The organism is Vibrio sp. Of7-15 (assembly GCF_022347565.1).
GTDB lineage: Bacteria > Pseudomonadota > Gammaproteobacteria > Enterobacterales > Vibrionaceae > NORP241.
In genome coordinates this window covers 15,153-37,176 of sequence record NZ_JAKRGH010000026.1, presented here as the reverse complement: position 1 = coordinate 37,176, position 22,024 = coordinate 15,153, and the positions used below count along the sequence as shown (strand labels likewise).

General features: G+C 44.8%; 21 protein-coding genes. 11 read left to right on the top strand and 10 right to left on the bottom strand.

Annotated features, from left to right (window positions below; genetic code table 11):
• The first annotated feature begins 51 nt into the window (after positions 1-51).
• From atpF to MHO82_RS20605, 8 genes are all read left to right on the top strand, one after another.
• On the top strand, positions 52-522 hold the full coding sequence (gene atpF / locus MHO82_RS20640) for a F0F1 ATP synthase subunit B (RefSeq protein ID WP_239187282.1): 471 nt from the start codon (positions 52-54) through the stop codon (positions 520-522).
• Positions 523-538: 16 nt separating this feature from the next.
• Positions 539-1,072 carry a F0F1 ATP synthase subunit delta gene (gene atpH / locus MHO82_RS20635; protein ID WP_239187279.1) on the top strand — a complete coding sequence of 178 codons (534 nt, stop codon included), beginning with the start codon at positions 539-541 and terminating at the stop codon, positions 1,070-1,072.
• 13 nt (positions 1,073-1,085) lie between these two features.
• On the top strand, positions 1,086-2,627 hold the full coding sequence (gene atpA / locus MHO82_RS20630) for a F0F1 ATP synthase subunit alpha (RefSeq protein WP_239187276.1): 1,542 nt from the start codon (positions 1,086-1,088) through the stop codon (positions 2,625-2,627).
• Between the two features lie 44 nt (positions 2,628-2,671).
• Complete coding sequence (gene atpG / locus MHO82_RS20625) at positions 2,672-3,538, top strand: F0F1 ATP synthase subunit gamma (RefSeq protein WP_239187273.1); 867 nt, start codon at positions 2,672-2,674, stop codon at positions 3,536-3,538.
• A gap of 35 nt (positions 3,539-3,573) precedes the next feature.
• Positions 3,574-4,977: a F0F1 ATP synthase subunit beta gene (atpD, locus tag MHO82_RS20620; RefSeq protein WP_239187270.1), complete on the top strand. Its 1,404-nt coding sequence runs from the start codon at positions 3,574-3,576 to the stop codon at positions 4,975-4,977.
• Positions 4,978-4,995: 18 nt separating this feature from the next.
• Positions 4,996-5,415 (top strand): F0F1 ATP synthase subunit epsilon, encoded by a 420-nt coding sequence (locus MHO82_RS20615; RefSeq protein ID WP_239187267.1) that lies wholly within the window; start codon positions 4,996-4,998, stop codon positions 5,413-5,415.
• A gap of 190 nt (positions 5,416-5,605) precedes the next feature.
• Positions 5,606-6,967: a bifunctional UDP-N-acetylglucosamine diphosphorylase/glucosamine-1-phosphate N-acetyltransferase GlmU gene (glmU, locus tag MHO82_RS20610; RefSeq protein WP_239187264.1), complete on the top strand. Its 1,362-nt coding sequence runs from the start codon at positions 5,606-5,608 to the stop codon at positions 6,965-6,967.
• A 360-nt stretch (positions 6,968-7,327) separates the two neighbouring features.
• On the top strand, positions 7,328-7,714 hold the full coding sequence (locus tag MHO82_RS20605) for a helix-turn-helix transcriptional regulator (protein ID WP_239187262.1): 387 nt from the start codon (positions 7,328-7,330) through the stop codon (positions 7,712-7,714).
• A 26-nt stretch (positions 7,715-7,740) separates the two neighbouring features.
• Here the strand turns inward: MHO82_RS20605 and ilvA are convergent, their stop codons facing one another.
• The 5 genes from ilvA to ilvG are packed head-to-tail and all read right to left on the bottom strand — an operon-like array spanning position 7,741 to position 14,007.
• A complete protein-coding gene (ilvA, locus tag MHO82_RS20600; RefSeq protein WP_239187259.1) occupies positions 7,741-9,285 on the bottom strand; it encodes a threonine ammonia-lyase, biosynthetic in 1,545 nt (514 codons plus the stop codon).
• A 4-nt stretch (positions 9,286-9,289) separates the two neighbouring features.
• The gene (gene ilvD / locus MHO82_RS20595; RefSeq protein ID WP_239187256.1) at positions 9,290-11,131 is read right to left on the bottom strand and encodes a dihydroxy-acid dehydratase; all 1,842 of its coding nucleotides are present in this window, start codon (positions 11,129-11,131) and stop codon (positions 9,290-9,292) included.
• Positions 11,132-11,150: 19 nt separating this feature from the next.
• Complete coding sequence (locus tag MHO82_RS20590; protein ID WP_239187253.1) at positions 11,151-12,092, bottom strand: branched-chain amino acid transaminase; 942 nt, start codon at positions 12,090-12,092, stop codon at positions 11,151-11,153.
• A 14-nt stretch (positions 12,093-12,106) separates the two neighbouring features.
• Positions 12,107-12,358, bottom strand: coding sequence for an acetolactate synthase 2 small subunit (gene ilvM / locus MHO82_RS20585; RefSeq protein WP_239187250.1), 252 nt, complete (start codon positions 12,356-12,358; stop codon positions 12,107-12,109).
• A gap of 2 nt (positions 12,359-12,360) precedes the next feature.
• Complete coding sequence (gene ilvG, locus MHO82_RS20580; protein ID WP_239187247.1) at positions 12,361-14,007, bottom strand: acetolactate synthase 2 catalytic subunit; 1,647 nt, start codon at positions 14,005-14,007, stop codon at positions 12,361-12,363.
• A gap of 423 nt (positions 14,008-14,430) precedes the next feature.
• Here ilvG and MHO82_RS20575 point away from each other — a divergent pair, with 423 nt between their 5' ends.
• Positions 14,431-15,954, top strand: coding sequence for a YifB family Mg chelatase-like AAA ATPase (locus tag MHO82_RS20575; protein ID WP_239187244.1), 1,524 nt, complete (start codon positions 14,431-14,433; stop codon positions 15,952-15,954).
• A gap of 64 nt (positions 15,955-16,018) precedes the next feature.
• Here MHO82_RS20575 and MHO82_RS20570 read toward each other — a convergent pair whose 3' ends face one another.
• The 5 genes from MHO82_RS20570 to MHO82_RS20550 form a co-directional block, all read right to left on the bottom strand.
• Positions 16,019-16,630, bottom strand: a complete 612-nt coding sequence (locus tag MHO82_RS20570; RefSeq protein WP_239187241.1) for a thiol:disulfide interchange protein DsbA/DsbL — start codon at positions 16,628-16,630, stop codon at positions 16,019-16,021.
• Positions 16,631-16,669: 39 nt separating this feature from the next.
• Complete coding sequence (locus MHO82_RS20565; RefSeq protein ID WP_239187238.1) at positions 16,670-17,659, bottom strand: serine/threonine protein kinase; 990 nt, start codon at positions 17,657-17,659, stop codon at positions 16,670-16,672.
• A gap of 105 nt (positions 17,660-17,764) precedes the next feature.
• The gene (gene ccoG, locus MHO82_RS20560; protein WP_239187235.1) at positions 17,765-19,183 is read right to left on the bottom strand and encodes a cytochrome c oxidase accessory protein CcoG; all 1,419 of its coding nucleotides are present in this window, start codon (positions 19,181-19,183) and stop codon (positions 17,765-17,767) included.
• Positions 19,184-19,446: 263 nt separating this feature from the next.
• Complete coding sequence (locus tag MHO82_RS20555; protein ID WP_239187232.1) at positions 19,447-19,713, bottom strand: YihD family protein; 267 nt, start codon at positions 19,711-19,713, stop codon at positions 19,447-19,449.
• A gap of 101 nt (positions 19,714-19,814) precedes the next feature.
• A complete protein-coding gene (locus MHO82_RS20550) occupies positions 19,815-19,970 on the bottom strand; it encodes a hypothetical protein (protein WP_239187229.1) in 156 nt (51 codons plus the stop codon).
• A gap of 374 nt (positions 19,971-20,344) precedes the next feature.
• On the opposite strand from MHO82_RS20550, the gene MHO82_RS20545 reads away from it, so the two are divergent.
• Both MHO82_RS20545 and MHO82_RS20540 read left to right on the top strand, forming a co-directional pair.
• Positions 20,345-21,025: a FadR/GntR family transcriptional regulator gene (locus tag MHO82_RS20545; protein ID WP_239187226.1), complete on the top strand. Its 681-nt coding sequence runs from the start codon at positions 20,345-20,347 to the stop codon at positions 21,023-21,025.
• Positions 21,026-21,122: 97 nt separating this feature from the next.
• Complete coding sequence (locus MHO82_RS20540) at positions 21,123-21,911, top strand: sporulation protein (protein ID WP_239187223.1); 789 nt, start codon at positions 21,123-21,125, stop codon at positions 21,909-21,911.
• Positions 21,912-22,024 lie beyond the last annotated feature (113 nt).

The window sequence follows — 22,024 nt, the reverse complement described above, 5'->3', positions numbered from 1 at the left end:
ACAAATCTGAAGTGAATATTTGTCGCTGATTCTTAACGAGGGGTAGCTGTTGTGAATATGAACGCAACTCTGCTTGGTCAAGCTATCGCATTTACATTGTTTGTGTGGTTCTGCATGAAATACGTGTGGCCACCAATCATGCAAGCGATTGAGGAACGTCAGAAGAAGATTTCTGATGGTTTAGCTGCTGCGGATCGCGCGGCTAAAGACCTTAACTTGGCACAAGCTAATGCTTCTGATCAATTGAAAGAAGCAAAGCGCGCTGCAACTGAGATCATCGAGCAGGCTAACAAGCGTAAAACGCAAATTTTGGATGAAGCCCGTGAGGAAGCGCAAACTGAGCGCCAAAAAATCCTTACTCAAGGTGAAGCTGAAATTGAAGCTGAACGCAACCGTGCTCGCGATGATCTGCGTAAACAAGTTGCAACTCTGGCTGTGATTGGTGCTGAGAAAATCCTGGAGCGTTCTATCGATAAAGACGCACACAGCGATATTCTTGATAACATCACTGCGAAGCTGTAAATAGAAGGGGTAGCTTATGTCTGAAATGGCAACTATCGCACGCCCCTACGCTAAAGCAGCATTTGACTTTGCTGTCGAGAAAGGTGAGTTGGCCAAATGGGGCCAAATGCTGACCTTTACTGCGGAAGTCACAAAAAATGAAGACATTGCCGATTTATTAAATGGTGCAGTGACTGCCGATAAAATGGCAGAAATCTTAATTAGTATTTGTGATGAGCAACTTGACGATTTTGGCCAAAACCTAATTAAGGTGATGGCTGAAAATGGACGCTTACAAGTGTTACCTGAAGTTTGCAATCAATATCTTTTGATGCAGCAAGAACATGAAAAACTGATTGATGTCGATGTGGTATCAGCAGTGGTTCTTACTGAGCAACAGGAAGCAGACATCAGTGCAAAACTTGAGACGCGTCTGTCTCGCAAAGTTAAGCTGAATTGCAGTGTAGATGAGGCCCTACTTGGTGGGGTTATTATTCGAGCCGGAGACCTAGTCATCGATAACTCAGCACGTGGTCGTTTGAACCGCCTGAGCGATGCCTTGCAGTCTTGATGGGGATTGGAGCATGCAACTTAATTCCACGGAAATTAGCGAACTAATTAAACAGCGTATTGAGAAATTCAACGTTGTTAGTGAAGCTCGCAACGAAGGTACTATCGTATCGGTAAGTGATGGTATCATTCGTATCCACGGCCTTGCAGACGTTATGCAAGGTGAAATGATTGAATTACCGGGTGGCCGTTATGCACTTGCACTAAACCTTGAGCGTGACTCAGTTGGTGCGGTTGTAATGGGCCCATATGCTGACCTACAGGAAGGCATGAAAGTAACTGGTACTGGCCGTATTCTTGAAGTGCCAGTAGGTCCTGAAATGCTTGGCCGTGTTGTAAACACGCTAGGTGAGCCAATTGATGGTAAGGGCCCTATCGAAGCGAAATTAACTTCTCCTGTAGAAGTGATTGCACCTGGTGTAATCGATCGTAAATCGGTAGATCAGCCAGTTCAGACTGGTTATAAGTCTGTTGACTCAATGATCCCAATTGGTCGTGGTCAGCGTGAACTTATCATCGGTGACCGTCAGATCGGTAAGACAGCAATGTCTATCGATGCGATCATCAACCAGAAAAACTCTGGTATTTACTCTATCTATGTAGCGATTGGCCAAAAGGCATCAACAATTGCCAACGTAGTACGTAAGCTTGAAGAGCACGGCGCACTAGAAAACACCATTGTTGTTGTTGCTTCTGCTTCTGAATCAGCTGCACTGCAATACCTAGCGCCATACGCTGGTTGTGCAATGGGTGAATACTTCCGTGACCGCGGTGAAGATGCACTGATTGTTTATGATGATCTATCTAAGCAAGCGGTAGCGTATCGTCAGATTTCTCTGCTTCTAAAACGCCCACCAGGTCGTGAAGCATTTCCAGGTGATGTTTTCTATCTTCACTCTCGCCTACTAGAGCGTGCTGCTCGAGTTAGTGAGGAGTATGTAGAGAAGTTCACGAATGGTGAAGTGAAAGGTAAGACTGGTTCTTTAACTGCTCTTCCTATCATTGAAACCCAAGCTGGTGACGTATCTGCATTCGTACCTACAAACGTAATCTCGATTACTGATGGTCAGATCTTCCTACAAACAGAACTGTTCAACGCGGGTGTACGCCCTGCTGTTGACCCAGGTATCTCTGTATCTCGTGTAGGTGGTTCAGCTCAGACGAAAATCATCAAGAAACTGTCAGGTGGTATCCGTACTGCTCTTGCACAGTACCGTGAGCTTGCGGCATTCGCACAGTTCTCATCTGATCTTGATGAAGCGACTAAGCGTCAGCTAGACCATGGTGAGAAAGTAACTGAACTTATGAAACAAAAGCAGTACGCACCAATGTCTGTTTTTGAGCAAGCGTTAGTTATTTTTGCAGCAGAAAAAGGCTACTTGAATGATGTTGAGCTGAACAAGCTGGCTGATTTCGAAGCAGCATTGCTATCGTTCGCCAAAGGTCAATATGCCGATCTTGTTTCTAAGATCGATGAAACGGGTTCTTACGATAAAGAAATTGAAGGTCAGTTCACTAAACTGGTTGACGATTTCAAAGCAACCCAGACCTGGTAATTCGTTGGTGACCGATTTCGGTCACCCATAAACGGAGAGTAACGATGGCCGGCGCGAAAGAGATTCGTACTAAGATCGGGAGTGTTCAAAGCACTCAGAAGATCACTAAAGCAATGGAAATGGTTGCCGCTTCAAAAATGCGTCGCACACAAGATGCGATGGAAGCGTCACGTCCATATGCTGAAACAATGCGTAAAGTGATCGGTCATTTAGCCCTTGGCAGCCTTGAGTATCGTCATCCGTATCTTGAGGAGCGAGAAGCCAAGCGCGTAGGTTACATCATTATTTCTAGTGACCGTGGTTTGTGTGGTGGTTTGAATATTAACCTATTCAAAAAAGCCATTACAGATATGCAAACCTGGTCTGAAAAAGGTGCTGAAGTTGACTTAGCCTTAATTGGCTCAAAAGCAACGGCATTCTTTAACAGCTACGGTGGTAACGTAGAAGCTCAAGTTTCTGGTTTAGGAGACACTCCAAGCTTAGAAGAGCTTATCGGTACTGTTGGTGTAATGCTGAAGAAATATGATGAAGGCCAACTGGATCGCCTGTACGTGGTTAACAATAAATTTGTTAATACCATGGTACAGCAACCAGTGATCGATCAATTGCTTCCTTTGCCTAAATCTGAAGATGAAGCGATGAAGCGCAGTCATGCTTGGGACTACATTTATGAGCCTGAGCCACAACCACTTCTTGATGCCTTATTGGTTCGCTATGTTGAATCACAAGTGTATCAAGGTGTAGTTGAAAACTTAGCCTGCGAACAAGCAGCGCGAATGATTGCGATGAAGTCTGCGACAGATAATGCAAGTGACCTAATTGATGAACTGCAACTTGTGTATAACAAAGCCCGTCAAGCGGCAATTACACAAGAGCTTTCAGAAATTGTATCGGGTGCTGCAGCAGTTTAAGCATAGGTTAAACGAAAAAGTTTAGAGGATTAACGATGGCTACAGGTAAGATCGTACAGATCATCGGTGCGGTAGTCGACGTAGAGTTTCCACAGAATAGCGTACCTAAAGTGTACGATGCTCTGAATGTTGCAGAATCAAAAGAACGTCTAGTTCTTGAAGTTCAGCAGCAACTTGGTGGTGGCATTGTTCGTGCTATCGCGATGGGTAGCTCTGATGGTTTACGTCGTGGTTTGACAGTAGAAAACACCAACGCTCCAATTGCAGTACCAGTAGGTACTAAAACACTAGGACGTATCATGAACGTTCTAGGTGACCCAATTGATGAGTGTGGTGAGATCGGTGAAGAAGAGCGTTACGCAATTCACCGTGCTGCGCCAAGCTATGAAGAGCAGTCGAACTCGACTGAACTTCTTGAAACGGGTGTAAAAGTAATCGACCTAATTTGTCCATTCGCTAAGGGTGGTAAAATCGGTCTATTCGGTGGTGCAGGTGTAGGTAAGACCGTTAACATGATGGAGCTTATCAACAACATCGCACTGCAGCACTCAGGTCTATCAGTATTCGCGGGTGTTGGTGAACGTACTCGTGAAGGTAACGATTTCTACCATGAAATGCAGGAAGCGGGCGTTGTTAACGTTGAAAATCCTGAAGAATCTAAGGTAGCAATGGTTTACGGTCAGATGAACGAGCCACCAGGTAACCGTCTACGTGTTGCTTTGACTGGTCTGACGATGGCTGAACGCTTCCGTGACGAAGGACGTGACGTTCTTCTGTTTGTTGATAACATTTACCGTTATACGCTAGCTGGTACAGAAGTATCTGCACTACTAGGTCGTATGCCATCTGCGGTAGGTTACCAGCCGACACTAGCGGAAGAAATGGGTGTTCTTCAGGAGCGTATTACATCGACTAAACAAGGTTCTATCACCTCTGTTCAGGCGGTATATGTACCTGCGGATGACTTAACTGACCCATCTCCAGCTACAACGTTTGCTCACTTGGATGCAACGGTTGTACTTAACCGTAACATCGCATCTATGGGTCTATACCCTGCGATTGACCCATTGGATTCGACGTCTCGTCAGTTAGATCCACTGGTTGTAGGTCAAGACCACTATGACACTGCTCGTGGCGTTCAGTCTACGCTGCAGCGTTATAAAGAGCTAAAAGACATCATTGCTATTCTAGGTATGGATGAGCTATCTGAAGAAGATAAGCAAGTTGTATCTCGTGCCCGTAAGATTGAGCGTTTCTTAACTCAGCCTTATCACGTAGCAGAAGTCTTCACTGGTGACCCTGGTATTTATGTACCACTTAAAGAAACTCTACGTGGCTTTAAAGGTCTACTTTCTGGTGAATACGATGACATTCCTGAGCAAGCGTTCATGTACTGCGGTACGATCGACGATGCTATCGAGAATGCCAAGAAGCTATAAGGCTGACTAGGAGGCGATATGGCTATGACCTTTCATCTAGACGTTGTAAGTGCTGAGAAAAAATTATTTTCAGGTCTTGTTGAGACGTTTCAGGTGACCGGTAGCGAAGGTGAGCTGGGTATTTACCCCGGCCATACACCGCTGCTGACCACTATCATACCTGGTATGGTGCGTATCGTGAAACAGCACGGCCATGAAGAGATCATTTATCTCTCTGGTGGTATCGTTGAAGTTCAGCCTAGTACAGCGACTGTATTGGCGGACACAGCAATTCGTGGTGAAGATCTAGACGCAGCTAAGGCAGAAGAGGCGAAGCGTCAAGCTGAGGAGAACATCCGTAATCAGCATGGCGACATTGACTTTGCTCAAGCGGCCAGTGACCTAGCTAAAGCGATTGCTCAGTTACGAGTTATCGAGCTGACTAAAAAGTCGCGTTAATTAGGCGCAATGAGAAAAAAGGCGGCATTAGCCGCCTTTTTTATTATTGTATTGAGAAGATTCCATCATACTAAACTCATCCCCTTTCTTATTTTTCTCCTAAAATAATATCCATTACCTTAAATATCTCTTTGTATCTCGGTACAATCGAAACAATTTCTATATAGAAAAATGATAAGGACAGACTCCAATGAAGTTTAGTGCAGTTATTCTGGCTGCGGGTAAAGGCACTCGCATGTATTCCAATAAGCCTAAGGTTTTGCATACTCTAGCCGGCAAGCCGATGGCAAAACATGTGATTGATACTTGTAATAGTATTGGTGCTCAAAATATTCATTTGGTGTATGGCCATGGCGGCGATCAAATGCAAGCCGAGCTGGGTAATGAAAAAGTTAATTGGGTTTTACAAGCTGAGCAACTAGGAACTGGTCATGCAGTCAATCAAGCAGCGCCAGAGTTTTCTGCTGATGAAAAGGTACTGGTTTTGTATGGTGATGTACCCCTAATTAGTGCCCAAACGTTGGATAGCTTGTTGGAAGCACAGCCAAACGGCGGTATTGCGCTTTTGACCGTTGTTTTAGATAACCCTACTGGTTATGGCCGTATTGTTCGTAAAAATGGTCCTGTAACGGCTATTGTTGAGCAAAAAGATGCTTCGGAAGAACAAAAATTAATTAAAGAAGTGAATACTGGCGTGATGGTTGCGAGCGGTGGCGATCTAAAGCGTTGGCTATCTGCTCTTAAAAACGAAAACGCTCAAGGTGAATATTATTTAACGGATGTGATTGCTGCGGCTCATTCTGAAGGTCGTGCCGTTGAAGCGGTTCATCCACAAAGCCCAATCGAAGTAGAAGGTGTTAATGACCGTGTTCAACTTGCTCGTCTAGAGCGTGCTTTCCAAGACAGACAGGCTCGCTTGTTATTAGAGCAAGGTGTGATGTTACGTGATCCTAGTCGTTTTGATTTACGTGGCACTCTGCAGTGCGGTATGGATACAGAAATTGATGCTAATGTGATCATTGAGGGGAATGTTACTTTAGGTAGTAACGTATTAGTAGGGACCGGTTGTGTTCTGAAAGATTGTGAGATTGATGATAATACTGTTATTCGTCCATACAGTGTGATTGAAGGGGCAACTGTTGGGGAAGATTGTACTGTTGGTCCATTTACTCGCTTGCGTCCAGGAGCTGAGTTAACAGAAGATGCTCATGTGGGTAATTTTGTCGAAGTGAAAAACACCCGTATTGGTAAGGGTTCTAAAGCAAACCACTTAACGTATTTAGGTGATGCGGTTATTGGTGAGCGTGTGAATGTTGGTGCTGGTGTGATCACCTGTAACTACGATGGTGCTAATAAACATAAAACAGAAATTGGTAATGATGTTTTTGTTGGCTCTGATTGTCAGTTAGTTGCTCCCGTTCGTATTGCTGATGGCGCGACAGTTGGTGCGGGGACGACTTTAACCAAAGATGTTGAGCCACGTGAGCTTGTGATCACTCGTGCGAAAGCGCGCTCTATTCCTGATTGGCAGCGACCAGTTAAGAATAAGTAATATTATTTTTACGGGAATGAAAGCGAACTTTGGTTCGCTTTTTTTATTCCCTAGATAGAGAAAGCCCTTCTTTGTTAGTCAAAGAAGGGCGAGGTACACCCTCTTCGGAGTGTTTACGTGTACAGCCTTTTGGGCTGCTCTTCTACACACGCAATTTGGTTGAAATGCTTATTAAGTGTTTTGCGAATTAGACTAAGCTGTATTCAAAATGCGACTCAAATTGGCAAGTATTTTATTTGTCTTTAAGTAACATTTTGAATTGTAAGAACTAATTTTATTTTTAAATATTGGCTTGGTAACTGCAATGTCTTGTATGTGTAATTGGACACAAAAAAATTATATGTGTAGAGGTGATTAGGCATGATTGATTCACGAGATAAAATCTCTGAGCGAATAAAAGAAGCAAGAGAATGGAAGGGCTTAACCCAAGTGTATATGGCGAACTACTTAAAGGTGGCGAGGCAGACTTACTTGGATTTGGAGTCAGGGAAAACGGAACCTAAGGTGCGATTACTTTCTGAAATTGCGGATGTAACAGAAAGGCCGATCACTTGGTTTATTTATGGTGATCAAGGTTGTGACACGATTGCTGCTGAATACAAAGAAGACATGGATAAGTTAATGCGACATTTTAGTCGTTTGCCACACTCAGCAAGAAACATTATTTTGCAGCATAGCACCCAAATGGCTGGGTTTATGGTGGAGTATACCCGAGCCTTAACAAAGAGCCATCAAAAAGCCGGTTAGGCACCGGCTTTTATTTTGGTATGCGGTTATGACAAAAAGAACTGGTATGCTGGGTTTTCAGTTTCATCTTTACATTGATAACCCAGCTCCCTTAGGTGAGCAGAGAAATTGTGCAAATCACTTTCATCTAGTTCAAAACCACATAATACTCGACCGTAATCGGCACCATGGTTACGGTAATTAAATAAACTGATGTTCCAGTGATTACCTAGCGTGTTTAGAAACTTAAGTAATGCACCAGGGTACTCCGGGAACTCAAAACTGTATAAACGTTCTTTCAGTTGCTTAGAGGGTTTACCGCCAATCATGTAGCGAACATGAAGTTTGGCCATTTCGTCATCAGACAAATCGACCACAGGGTAGCCTCCTTTACGAAGTTCCTGAGTGATGCCATTAAGTTCTTCTTGGCCTTGGTTGAGTCGTAAACCAATAAAAATGTTGGCTAACTTATCATTACTATAGCGGTAGTTAAATTCCGTTACAGGACGTCCACCAATTAGGTTAAACAGCTCTAAGAAAGCACCTTGTTGTTCTGGAATGGTAACGGCTAATAGACCTTCTCTTTTTTCACCCAGCTCACAGCGCTCCGAAACATAACGTAAACCATGGAAATTAGTATTCGCGCCAGATAAAACGGTCGCTAGAGATTTATCTTGTAGTTGATTTTGGTCGGTATATTTTTTCAGGCCCGCAAGCGCAAGTGCACCAGAGGGCTCTGCAATGGCCCGAGTGTCTTCAAAAATATCTTTAACGGCAGCGCAGATCTCATCACTGGAAACCGAAATATGCCCATCGAGGTATTGTTGACATAAACGGAAGGTTTCATCACCAATGCGTTTTACTGCAACCCCATCAGCAAACATACTGACTTGATCAAGCACCACAGGTTTTCCAGCATCAAGGGCCGCTTTTAAGCAAGAAGACTCTTCTGGCTCTACTGCAATCACTTTTATTTCAGGCATCAACTGTTTGATTAATACCGCGACACCTGCGGCTAGGCCACCGCCACCGACAGGGACAAACACATAGTCAAGGTGACCATTTTGTTGGAGCAGCTCCATACCTAAGGTACCTTGTCCTGCGATCACTAAGGGGTGATCAAAAGGCGGTACAAAGGTATAGCCATGTTCGGCAGCAAGGCGCTCAGCTTCTGCTTTGGCATCATCAAAACTGTTGCCGTGCAAAACCACTTCACCGCCAAACCCTCTAACCGCTTCCACTTTAATATCGGGAGTGGTTTTAGGCATAACAATAATGGCTTTTACCCCTAGCTTTTGGCCTGAAAGTGCAATCCCTTGAGCGTGGTTTCCTGCAGAAGCTGCAATGGCTCCTGCTGATTTTTGCGCATCGGAGAGATTCGCCATCATATTGTAAGCGCCGCGCAATTTAAATGAATGCACAGGCTGACGATCTTCACGCTTGAGCTGAACACGATTACCAATTCGAGTTGATAATCGTGTCATGTCTTGTAGCGGAGTCACCGCCGCTACTTCATAGACGGGAGCGCGAAGGATATGACGCAGATACTCAGCACCACTGTATTTATTTTGGCTAAGTTCAACATCCTTCATGGGCTTAACCTTCTAGCTTGGATTTATCACGCACAGCCCCTTTGTCGGCACTAGTTGCCATGCTGGCGTAAGCTTTTAATGCAAAGGAGACTTCACGTTGGCGGTTTTCTGGTTTCCAGCCTAGTTCATCTTGTTTCGCTCGGCGGGCTTGAAGCTCTGCCTCTGATACATCCAAAGAAATTGAGCGGCTTGGAATATCAATGGTGATGATGTCGCCATCTTGAACTAGTCCAATAGTGCCACCACTGGCTGCTTCAGGAGAGGCGTGGCCAATAGAAAGACCTGAGGTGCCGCCAGAGAAGCGACCGTCAGTCAGTAAGGCACATGATTTACCCAACCCCATAGATTTTAGGTAGGTGGTTGGGTAAAGCATTTCTTGCATGCCGGGGCCACCTTTTGGGCCTTCGTAGCGGATCACCACTACTTCACCGGCTTTGACTTTTCCGCCTAAAATACCTTCTACTGCAGTATCTTGGCTTTCGAATACGATAGCAGGGCCTTGGAACTTAAGGTTTTCTTCATCTACGCCTGCTGTTTTTACAATACAGCCATCAACCGCAATGTTGCCAGACAGTACTGCTAAGCCGCCTTCTTGGCTAAAGGCATTTTCTTTGGTGCGAATACAGCCTTCTTTGCGATCGTCATCAAGGCGATCCCAACGGCAATCTTGCGAGAAGGCTTGAGTGGTGCGAATACCAGCTGGACCAGCACGGAAGAACTTTAAGACTTCTTGATCCTCTGTCTGCATGATGTCGTATTGAGCAAGCTGCTCTTTCATTGTCATGCCGAGTACGGTGCTTGTGTCACCATTGAGTAGCCCTGCTCGATCAAGTTCACCCAGAATGGCCATTACGCCGCCAGCACGGTGAACGTCTTCCATGTGATACTTTTGGGTGGATGGTGCCACTTTACATAGGTGAGGAACACGGCGTGACATTTCATCAATGTCATTCATGTTGAAGTCGATCTCACCTTCTTGGGCTGCGGCGAGTAAGTGAAGAACGGTATTGCTTGAACCACCCATGGCAATATCTAAGGCCATGGCATTTTCAAACGCTGCACGGTTGGCAATACTGCGAGGCAGAGCTGAAATATCATTTTGTTCGTAATAGCGTTTGGTCAGCTCTACCACACGCTTACCAGCATTGATGAATAGTTGTTCACGATCGGCGTGCGTAGCTAGCATTGAGCCATTACCTGGCTGAGATAACCCTAGAGCTTCCGTTAAACAGTTCATTGAGTTTGCAGTGAACATGCCTGAGCATGATCCACACGTTGGGCAGGCTGATCGTTCGATCTGCTCGCTTTGCTCATCGGATACCGTTGGATCCGCACCTTGGATCATAGCATCAACAAGATCCAGCTTAATGATTTGATCCGATAGTTTGGTTTTACCTGCTTCCATTGGGCCGCCGGAAACAAAAATCACAGGAATATTTAGGCGCATAGCAGCCATCATCATTCCTGGAGTAATTTTGTCACAGTTTGAGATACACACCATGGCATCGGCACAGTGGGCATTCACCATGTATTCCACAGAATCAGCAATAAGCTCACGGGATGGAAGAGAATACAACATGCCGCCATGACCCATGGCAATACCATCATCAACGGCAATGGTGTTAAATTCTTTGGCAATACCACCAGCGGCTTCAATTTCTTTGGCAACCAGTTGGCCCATGTCTTTTAAATGAACATGGCCAGGTACAAATTGGGTAAATGAGTTTACAACCGCGATAATGGGCTTACCAAAATCTTCTTCTTTTACACCAGTTGCTCGCCATAAAGCGCGGGCACCTGCCATATTACGGCCGTGGGTTGTGGTGGTGGAACGATACTTAGGCATTTTACTACAACTCCCTCAATTACTTACTTTCTGTATCACTGTGTACTGGATCTAACCAACCCCATTTATCTTCTGTGGTGCCATCAAACAGGCCAAAGAAGGTGGATTGGATTTTTTCAGTAATCGGGCCTCGTTTCCCTTCGCCTACAGTGATTTGATCCACGCTGCGAACAGGAACGATTTCAGCGGCGGTGCCTGTCATGAAAACTTCATCGGCAAGGTAAAGAGCTTCACGAGTTAAGCTTTCTTCTTTGATTTCATAACCAAGATCTTTGGCGATGATGGTGATGGAATCACGGGTAATGCCCGGAAGAATAGAGCTAGTGGCTGGTGGTGTGGAGATCACCCCGCTTTTTACCACAAAGAGGTTTTCACCAGCGCCTTCTGAAATGTAGCCACGTACATCCAGTGCGATGCCTTCATCATAGCCATGGCGACGAGCTTCACCACCAACCAATATAGAAGATAAGTAGTTACCGCCTGCTTTTGCAGCCGTTGGGATGGTGTTTGGGGCAGCACGGTTCCAGCTTGAAATCATGGCGTCAACACCATTGGTGAGTGCTTCTTCACCAAGATAAGCTCCCCAAGGGAAAGCGGCGATGATTAAATCCATTTCAGTATCGACAGGTGGGCAAACACCGAGACCTACATTGCCAACAAAACCAAGTGGACGAATATAAGCAGAGTCAAGTTTGTTAACACGTAATGTTTCACGACACGCTTCCATTAACTCATCAACCGAGTATGGAATAGGAAAACGGTAGATTTTGGCGGAGTCTTTTAAGCGTTGCATGTGTTCTGGATGACGAAAAACCACAGGGCCATTGGGGGTGCTATAACAACGAATACCTTCAAATACGGATGTACCATAGTGCATCGCATGGGTGAATACGTGAATTTTAGCTTCGCCCCAAGGGGTCATTTCACCATTAAACCAAATATAATCTGCTGTGTTTGCCATATCGCATTTCTTCCTTATGCACTAATTTGTTTTTGTTGTAATACTTCAATTCCATTCACGTCCCATAGCTTTTTTAGTTGGCTATATAGCAGAGTAATAGGACGTTGACTGGCGACCGTAAATTCCAGTGATAATATGTCACTGCTTTCATTTTCGACCATAGTTAACTGTTTTACCATGAAACCGCGGTGACGTGTCACTCTTAATATTCTTTCTAACGCTTCAGGTTTATTGAAAGCGGTGATATTGACTTGATGTTGTTCCATGATTAATTCTCCAACATGTCTTGGTTGGCAGCGCCCGGTGGCACTAATGGCCATACGTTTTCTTCTTCAGCGATTTGCACGTGAAGGAAATACGCCGTTTTACTTTCTAGCATCTCTTTTAATGCCGGTTCGACCTCTTCCTTGGTCGTAATGGTTTTACCCGGAATATCAAAGGCGCTGGCGAGAGTAACAAAGTCTGGGTTGTCATCGAGAATGGTTTCACTGTGGCGGCCATCAAAAAATAGCGATTGCCATTGTCGAACCATGCCAAGACGCTGGTTGTTTAATAGCACCATTTTGAGTGGGATCTGGCGGCGTTTTAATGTGCCGAGTTCTTGAACGTTCATCATGAATGACCCATCCCCAGAGATCAGGACGACTTCGTCTTCTGGGCGAGCTAATTTGGCCCCCATTGCGGCTGGCAAACCAAAGCCCATGGTACCTAAGCCAGCAGATGTTAAGAAGTTTTCAGGTCGGCGAGGTTGAATGTGCTGGGCTGACCACATCTGATGTTGGCCCACATCGGTGGCGATAACTGTGCTGTCTGGCATCATGTCTGATAGTTGTTTTAGCAGCAGTGGAGCGTAAATCAGATCGCCTGGATGATCATAGCGCCACGCGTATTTAGTGCGTAGTGCCTTCACTTCGGTTAGCCACGGTTTGATATTGATTTGAGTGTTGAGCAATTGTGGCAAAATTGTATTGATGTCACCTTGAAGAGCAGAATGAGCATGACGCAGTTTGCTAAATTCTGCAGCATCAATGTCGATATGAATCACTTTGGCATTGGGAGCAAAGGTATCTAATTTTCCTGTTACGCGATCATCAAATCTCGCCCCTACGACAATGAGAAGATCACTTTTTTGTACCACTAAGTTAGCTGCACGTGTGCCATGCATACCTAACATCCCCAAATAGTAAGGGGTATGGCGTTCAATGGTACCTAGACTTTTTAGGGTGCCCACAGAAGGCATAGGGCATGCTGCTAAAAACTCTCGCACAGTGTTCGTTGCGTTGGCCATTTGAACACCGCCACCAACGTATAAAACGGGATGTTCACTAGAGGCAATCATCTCTTGAGCGAGCTTAAGTGCACTGGCACTTGGCTCGGGTGTTTTTACTAAATTACGTAATGGGAGGTGAGGTTTCTCGATTTCAGCCAATTGCACGTCTTTAGCGATATCAACTAAAACGGGCCCAGGTCTGCCTGATTGAGCGACCTCGAAAGCTTCCGTTAATACGCCAGCCAGTTCATTGGGATCGGTAACAAGGTAGCTGTGTTTGGTACAAGATAAAGACATGCCTAATACATCAACTTCTTGGAAGGCATCGGTACCGATCAGTGGGCTGGCAACTTGGCCTGTAATGGCAACAATCGGAACAGAATCTAGCATGGCGTCAGCGAGGCCTGTGATCAAGTTTGTGGCACCTGGGCCAGAGGTTGCTAAGCAGACGCCGACACTTTTTGTGGAGCGTGCTAAACCAATGGCGGCCATGGCTGCACCTTGTTCATGTCGACACAATATATGATCCACACCACCGTCATAAAGGGCGTCGTAAATTGGCATGATGGCCCCGCCTGGGTAACCAAAAACGGTTTTAATTCCTTGCTGTTGCAGTGCTGTAACGACTAACTCGGACCCATTCATAATTTTGCTCCTCTTCGCTTACCTTCCGTCTTACAAAGTAAGTGAGTTAGTTCATTTCGACTGTTGCACATCTTGTGCTCCCATTTCTTCCCAAAGTGATAAAAAAAACCCCCGGACTACTCGGTAGTTCGGGGGTTTGTGTGCTGTGTTTGCTTACCTTTTGCCCACATGCCCCCGCGCGGCGATAATAATCACCACGATGACGCGAATAATGAGAGCTTGTAGTTGAGCAAAAGGTTGCATTGTTTGTCCGGTTACTTAGTTTTTATGATTATTTATGTCTTTATTAAGTGGTAACACAGATATGACTCTCATGACAAGAAAAAATACCGACTTTATTCACATTTTTTCATCAATAACTGGGTATAACTATGGAATTGAATAAACAAATTATTAACTTATATCTTTATTAGTGGAGGGTGTATGGGGTTGGCTGTCATTCATAGCCGTGCGTGCGTGGGCGTTGAAGCGCCTGCTGTTACTGTTGAAGTGCATATCAGCAATGGCATGCCTGCATTTAATCTGGTGGGGCTTGCGGAGACGACAGTAAAAGAAGCTCGTGATCGTGTACGCAGTGCGATCCTAAATGCAAAGTTTGAATTCCCTTCTAAACGGATCACCGTGAATCTAGCTCCCGCCGATCTGCCCAAAGAAGGAGGACGATTTGATCTTCCTATTGCTTTAGGCATTTTAGCGGCTTCAGGACAAATTGCTTCAAATCAGCTCGAAAAATACGAGTTTGTCGGGGAACTGGCGTTATCTGGAGAGTTGCGTCGGGTGAAAGGTGTACTGCCTGCCGCGCTTGCAGCGAACAAAGTGCAACGCTGTTTGGTGGTGCCGGATAGCAATGGCGATCAAGCGGCTTTGGTGGGAGAGAAACGGCATAAATCGGCCCCTCATTTATTGGCGGTATGCGCTGAATTATGCGGCCAGCAAACCTTAGGGTTATTTCAAAGTGAATGCCAAGCTGGGAGTGTTAATCATGAGCGGGACTTACAAGACATTATCGGTCAGCAACAGGGAAAACGGGCGTTAGAAATCGCGGCGGCTGGTGGTCATAACATCTTGTTTTTAGGGCCTCCTGGCACAGGGAAAACCATGTTGGCTTCTCGAATGTCGGATTTATTGCCCGATATGAGTATTGAAGAGGCACTGCAAACGGCCTCTGTCGCGTCATTGACTGAGCAAGACATTAATCAACACAATTGGCGACAACGGCCTTTTCGATCTCCACATCATTCCAGCTCGATGGCCGCGTTAGTCGGAGGCGGCTCTATCCCTCGTCCTGGGGAAATTTCGTTATCTCATAATGGGATCTTATTTCTGGATGAAATGCCTGAATTTGAGCGTAAGGTGTTGGATTCTTTGAGAGAGCCACTAGAGTCGGGCGAGATCATCATTTCTCGTGCGGCCAGTAAAACCCGTTTTCCAGCCCGCTTTCAGTTAGTGGGTGCGCTAAACCCGAGCCCAACGGGTTACTATGAAGGTAACCAAGCTCGTGCCAATCCTCAAACCATTTTACGCTATCTTAGCCGTTTATCAGGGCCGCTATTGGATAGATTTGATATGTCGTTAGAGATTCCATTGTTACCAAAAGGAACCCTAGCAGAAGGTGGAGATCGAGGCGAAACAAGTGCTGTTGTGAAATCTCGGGTACATCAAGCTCGCCAGATCATGGCTCAACGCAGTGGTAAAGTAAATGCGCTGTTAGGGAGTCGAGACATGGATGAGTACTGCCCACTTTTAAAAGAGGATGCGGCTTTTTTAGAAACGGCGTTGCATCAATTAGGACTGTCGATACGGGCGTATCACCGAATCATTAAAGTGGCTCGAACCATTGCTGATTTAGCAGGAGAAGAGCAGATCCAGAAATCACATTTGGCAGAAGCATTAGGGTATCGTGCGATGGACAGGTTGCTGAAGCAGTTAACGATGCAGGTCGCTTAGTGTTCTTTGGGTATCAAAAAGGGAGCGATGAGGCTCCCTTATTTAGTGTGATTTTGATTCTGGCTTATTGTTGTGTGGTTAGCCAGTTGATCAGCTCGTAGTACTCTTCAGCTGATGTGATTTTGTTGGTTTGAACAAGGTATTTATTGTTCACAACAACAACAGGAACACCAGTTAAGCCACTGTCTTGGAATGATTTGTTAAAGCGGTTAACCATTGAGTTGTTTGCAAAGCTTTTGAAAGCGCTGTCGTAATCTTTTGCACTTACCCCTTCATCTAAGAAGATTTGGCGTAGCTCTTCGTCGTTACGAGGTGGTTTGTTCATGTTATGGATACGGTTAAATAGCACTGGGACCATTTTGTCTTCAATATCCAGCATTACCATCACTGCGTAAGCTTTACTTACGGACTTACCCATGTTTCCGCCCATGAAAGAAACATGGCTCTTTTGAAATTTAGCGTCTTCTGGTAATTGCTTTTTCAGGCCCTGGATCAGTGGCTCAAAGCTATGACAGTGCGGGCAGTAAAAAGAGAAGAACTCATTGACGGTTGGCGTAGAAGAAGCAGGAAGATCAAGTACTTTGTAGTAATCGCCTTCTGTAAATTTTGTTGCTGAAGCATTGACTGAAAAGCTTAAAACTAATGCACCAAACAGTGCCGCTATTTTCTTAAACATGTGAGTGTAACTCCAAGTGTTATGATTGTATTTACTGGTTTACCACTGTGGCATTAATTGTAATGGTGGCTCATTCAGGGCTGCAATTTGTTCTTTAAAGCCGAGAACTTGCCCTTCCCAATACTTTGGATCTGCAAACCAAGGAAACGCCTGTGGAAATGCAGGGTCGTGCCAGCGTTTAGCGAGCCAAGCCATGTAGTGCACCATTCTCAGACCACGTAAAGGTTCAATAAGTTTCAATTGTGAATTATCAAAATCACAAAACTCGGTATACGCATCTAAAATGGTATCTAATTGAGCCACTTTGTCATGGCGATCGCCGTTTAATAGCATCCACAAATCTTGAATTGCGGGGCCATTTCGGGCGTCGTCTAAGTCGACAAATAAAGGGCCATCACGCCATAAAATGTTACCTGGGTGGCAGTCACCGTGTAAGCGTATTGCTGTCCAGTCTGTTGTCCAATACTCTTCAATCTTTTGAATCAGTAGGTCCAGATCAGAGAAAAAGCTGTTTTCTAGGTGAGCTGGAATAAAAGATGAATTTTGAAGTAGCTGACGAGGCTGGTGAAGGTACTCTTCTACACCAATGGTTGGGCGATGTAGAAACGGTTGGCTTTGGCCGACTTTATGGATCCGGCCTAAGAATCGGCCTACCCACTCCAGCTGATCAAAGTTATCCACTTCAAATTGACGTCCACCTAGGCTCGGGAATACCGCAAACCAGTAGCCTTGGTAGCTATGTAAACTTTGGCCATCGCGTTTAATAGGGGCAGCCAAAGGAATGTCTTGCTCTTCCAACTGAAAAGAGAAGTCATGTTCTTCTTGGATCTGTTGCTCAGACCAACGTTGAGGTCGATAAAATTTCACCACATAGCGTTGCCGTTCTTCATCGACAAATTGATAAACACGGTTTTCGTAGCTATTGAGTGGTAATAAACCTGATTCTGCTCTGATCCCGATGCTTTCAAGGGCATACCACATAAAGTCAGGAGTCAGGGCACTAAAATTGAACGATTGAGCGTCTGTCATCACGTGTCTTTTTTCGATGAAATAGAAAGTAATAGTAACGTATTAAAACAAAAAGGGCTCCTATTGGAACCCTTTGTATTGTTATGAACTAAGTATCCACCAGGATCAGAGCTTTTTGATGAAGCGGCTTTCGGTTTGGATCAGCTCGTTGTTGCTGTTTTTTAGATTGAACTGAATCTTCGAGATCGGTTTTGCGAGTTCATCAGGATCGGCCCCAAGACTGATAGGAAGGCTTAATACTTCCCCTGCTTTTACTGTGATGGTTTGTGAACCGTACCACTTGGCGTCTTCTAGCCCAGAGACCGATAAACGATATTCCTGAGATTGCTGTGTTTTGTTAATGATTTTTAAGGTGTAGGTGTTTTCCACAAAACCTTCACTGTTGATCCTAAATAGCTGGTTTCTATCACGTAAGACATCCAGTCCCATTGGTTCGACAGACGCGACCTGCGCAAAGAATAGTCCAATCATGATCAGCATGACAGCACCATAACCGATGAGCTTCGGACGCATAACCTTAGTACTTTCTCCGGCTAGTTTGTGTTCGGTAGTGTAGTTGATCAGGCCTTTTGGATAGCCCATGCGATCCATGGTTTTATCACAGGCATCGATACACGCGCCGCAGTTGATGCATTCGTATTGCAAGCCATCTCGAATATCGATGCCCGTCGGGCACACTTGAACGCACAGGTTACAGTCAATGCAGTCACCAAGACCAAGCTCTTTTGGATCTTTTTTACGAGATCGAGGGCCACGAGCTTCCCCTCGTTCGGCATGATAACCCACGATGTAGGTGTCTTTATCAAACATTGCGGATTGGAAACGAGCGTACGGACACATATGAATGCACATGATGGAGCGCATCCACCCCGCATTGCCGTAAGTACATCCCGCAAAAAAGAGCACCCAGAACACTGGCCAAAATTCGGCATCAAGCGTAAAGAAGTTGACGACCAGATCTTTGACTGGCACAAAATAGCCCGTAAAGGTAAAACCAGTGGCTAAGGCAATACTGAACCAAGCGATGTGTTTAGCGGCTTTTCGAAGAGCAAGGTTGCCAGTGAGTGGCATACCGTCTTGCTTGCGTCTTTTGTTCGCGGGACCTTCCAGTTTCTCTTCAAACCAGATGTACATGAAGGTCCATACGGTTTGGGGACACAAATAACCACACCAGACTCGCCCTAAAAAGGTGGTAAGAAAAAAGAGCCCAAAGGCGGCGATAACCAATAATAGGGCCAATAAGGTTAAGTCTTGAGGGAATAGTGTTGTCCCAAAAAAGTTAAATTGCTGATTGCCGATATCCAGTAAAATGGCCTGTCGCTCACCGTAAGGGATCCACGGTGTGAGTGTAAAAAGGAGCAGTAAAAACCAACCACCATAGCGGCGTAGTTTCTGGTATGTCCCCTTACTTTCTCTTACGTAGATCTGGTTACTTGGGTTAAAACGGTCATCGCTTCCTTTATGGGTTTTAGGATTAAACTGTTGGGGAGTCACATCCTTTATTTTGATTTTTTCCTGACTCATTACTTTTCCTTAGGCATACGCAAACAAATACATAGTTTGTTTGGTTTATTTCAATTTGAATAATAGCTGCTATTGGCTGTTAGCCCTTCAAATTGAGCTTCGACTGACATTGATCGAGGCGATTATAACGTGAACAAGAAAGAGAATTCTTTAAGGCAATCAAGCTTTAAAGAAATTGATGTAAGGAAGAGGCTATTTATGACGTAATGATCTAAAAATAGAAACACTCACGTATTTTGCGCGTCAGTGTTTCTAGAGACGTGTTATTCAATGATGCCGCGAGCTTTCAAGATGGCGGTTTTAAAATCATTTTCACAATCTTTGGCTAGGCCTGGGATCATGTCATTTTTTTCACTGTTGCGCATTTTAAGGTGGTAAATCAGCACATCATCAGTGAGATCTTCGAGCTTACCTTGGTAGTTGGCTTCTTGAGCTAGCTTTACTAAGAATTGAACGAGGTTTAGATCAGGATCTTTTTGCCACTCAGGATGCAGCAATTCAATGACTTCGTTAACGCGATGACACTTCATGGTTTCTCCATAATATTTATAGGTGTATTTTATGGTGAGTAAATTACCAGATAAATAACGGGAAAGAAAAAAGCGCAGCATATAAATACCGCGCTTTTCTATTATGCCGCGTGAGAAACAGATTTTGTTGCCGTAGCTGGAGTATCAACAAGGCCCATTTCTGGCGTTGGTTTTTTTGCAACCGGAGCTGCTACAAAGCTTGCACGGCGTCGAGACGCGCTGCGCGCTGAGTTGTACCTGACGGGGGTCGGGTGCATTGATTTACCTAACAGTCAGGCGCTTCCTTGGCCAAATTAATGACCTAACTATTCCTGAGAGTTTCCTCTCTATTCTGGCAGAGCCAATCCTTAAAAATAGTCAGGAATAAATAATATGCTTGATGCATATTGGAGCTCAGAATATCAGCAATATTTTGGGGCGTCGAGTAGCAAATAGTCGAATACCCTTATTTATTTCACAGTTTTTTATTTCTTATTTTTAAGCCGACGATGTGCTCAATTTTGAGCCTTTTTTCAGTTAAAAAATGACCAAAACCCCACTGTTGAAGTGAGATTATTTTTATCACTTCCTCTTTTGTTATTTATAGGTTAAAAAACGGCGACAATAATAAATACAAAGGTTGGAATCAGTAATGGGGCAAGATAAACAGCAACGCGCTGCAAGCCGAAATTTATCCTACAAACTTGCCGAGTCTCTTGGGCGTAATCTACTGAATGGCCAGTCTCAACCTGGCGATATTTTACCTGGGGAAGTGGAACTGGGTGAGATGTACGGAGTGAGCCGTACCGCCGTTCGTGAAGCGATTAAGATGCTCGCAGCCAAAGGCATGGTACTGCCGCGTCCACGTATTGGGACTCGTGTTTTACCAAAACGTGACTGGAACTACTTGGATCGGGATTTATTAGCGTGGATTGACTTTGAAACACAGCCAGAAATTATTAAAGAGTTTCAACACGTCAGGCTTACATTAGAACCAGAAGCGGCTGCGTTGACAGCATTGAATGCCTCAGAGCAAGATCGCATGGAGCTGGTTGAGCTAGTTGGAAAAATGCATGAATTGGCAGTGAACTATGATCAAGATAGTTGGGTCGAAGTAGATACACGTTTTCATCAGTTAGTGTATTTTGCTTCGGGCAATCACTTTATTAGTCCATTCGGTAACCTATTCAAAGCGGTGTTTGAGAGTTACTTTCGAGTCGCAGGGCGTGAAAAATTATTTAAGCTCGAACATCATCAAGCCATGGTTGATGCCATTGTCGCAAAAGATGGCAATGCCGCTAGACAGGCAACGATTGCATTATTAATGGCCTGATTTTCATGGTCGTGCTCACTTGTTTGAGTCGCGTTATGAATGGCTTTTTTGTTGATTATATTTATTCAAAATTTGTGCGGTTACAGGAGGTAATCTCATGTCTTTTTTCAAAAAAACGTTAGCATCACTCGGTATTGGCTCTGCTAATGTGGATTCTATTATTCATGATGAAGCACTGATCCCAGGGGAAACCGTTTCTATCACAGTTCAAGTGACGGGAGGCTCAACCGAGCAGGCTATCGATAATATTGAACTCTCATTGTGCTGCCGTTATATGGCGGAAGTAGAGCGTGAAAACGAAGAGGGTGAGTCTGAAACGGAAACAGAGGTACGTACTCATGTGTTAGCGGAATGGAGTTTACCTTACGCTTTTACTATTCATGCTGGTGAAAGCCGAGATTTTGAAGTTGAGCTGGAGCTACCACTGAATACGCCAGTCACTGTTGGTGACTCAAAGGTGTGGTTGGAAACCGGATTAGATATTGATTTTGCGCTGGATCCAAGTGACAAAGACATGTTGACAGTTCGCCCTGATCCGATCATGGAAGGGATCTTTAACACACTTGAAGACGCTGGATTACGAGTACGACAAGTGGAATGTGAAGCAGTGGATGGTTTTGCGCTGCCTTTTGTTCAAGAGTTTGAGTTTGTGCCAGTAACGGGGCCTTACCATGGGGTGTGGCGAGAATTAGAGATCGTAGCGTATCGCGATGACGATCAGTTGCAGCTGTGGTTTGAAATCGATCGCCAGCAGCGTGGGGTTCGCGGTTTATTAGCTAACTTATTAGGCACTGGTGAGTTAGAGCGCCATTTAGTGATTGATACATCGGTTTCTCCAGAAGAAGCTGGTCAGCAGGTTATTGATTTCTTAGAACAAACTACATAACACTCAAATAACCTCACTTTAATTGCCTTTCAATGTACAATTTTAGCTTACACGTGTAAGCTCAATTGTGCGATACTGCTTTTCATATTAACAATGGCCTTCACGATGGAGTG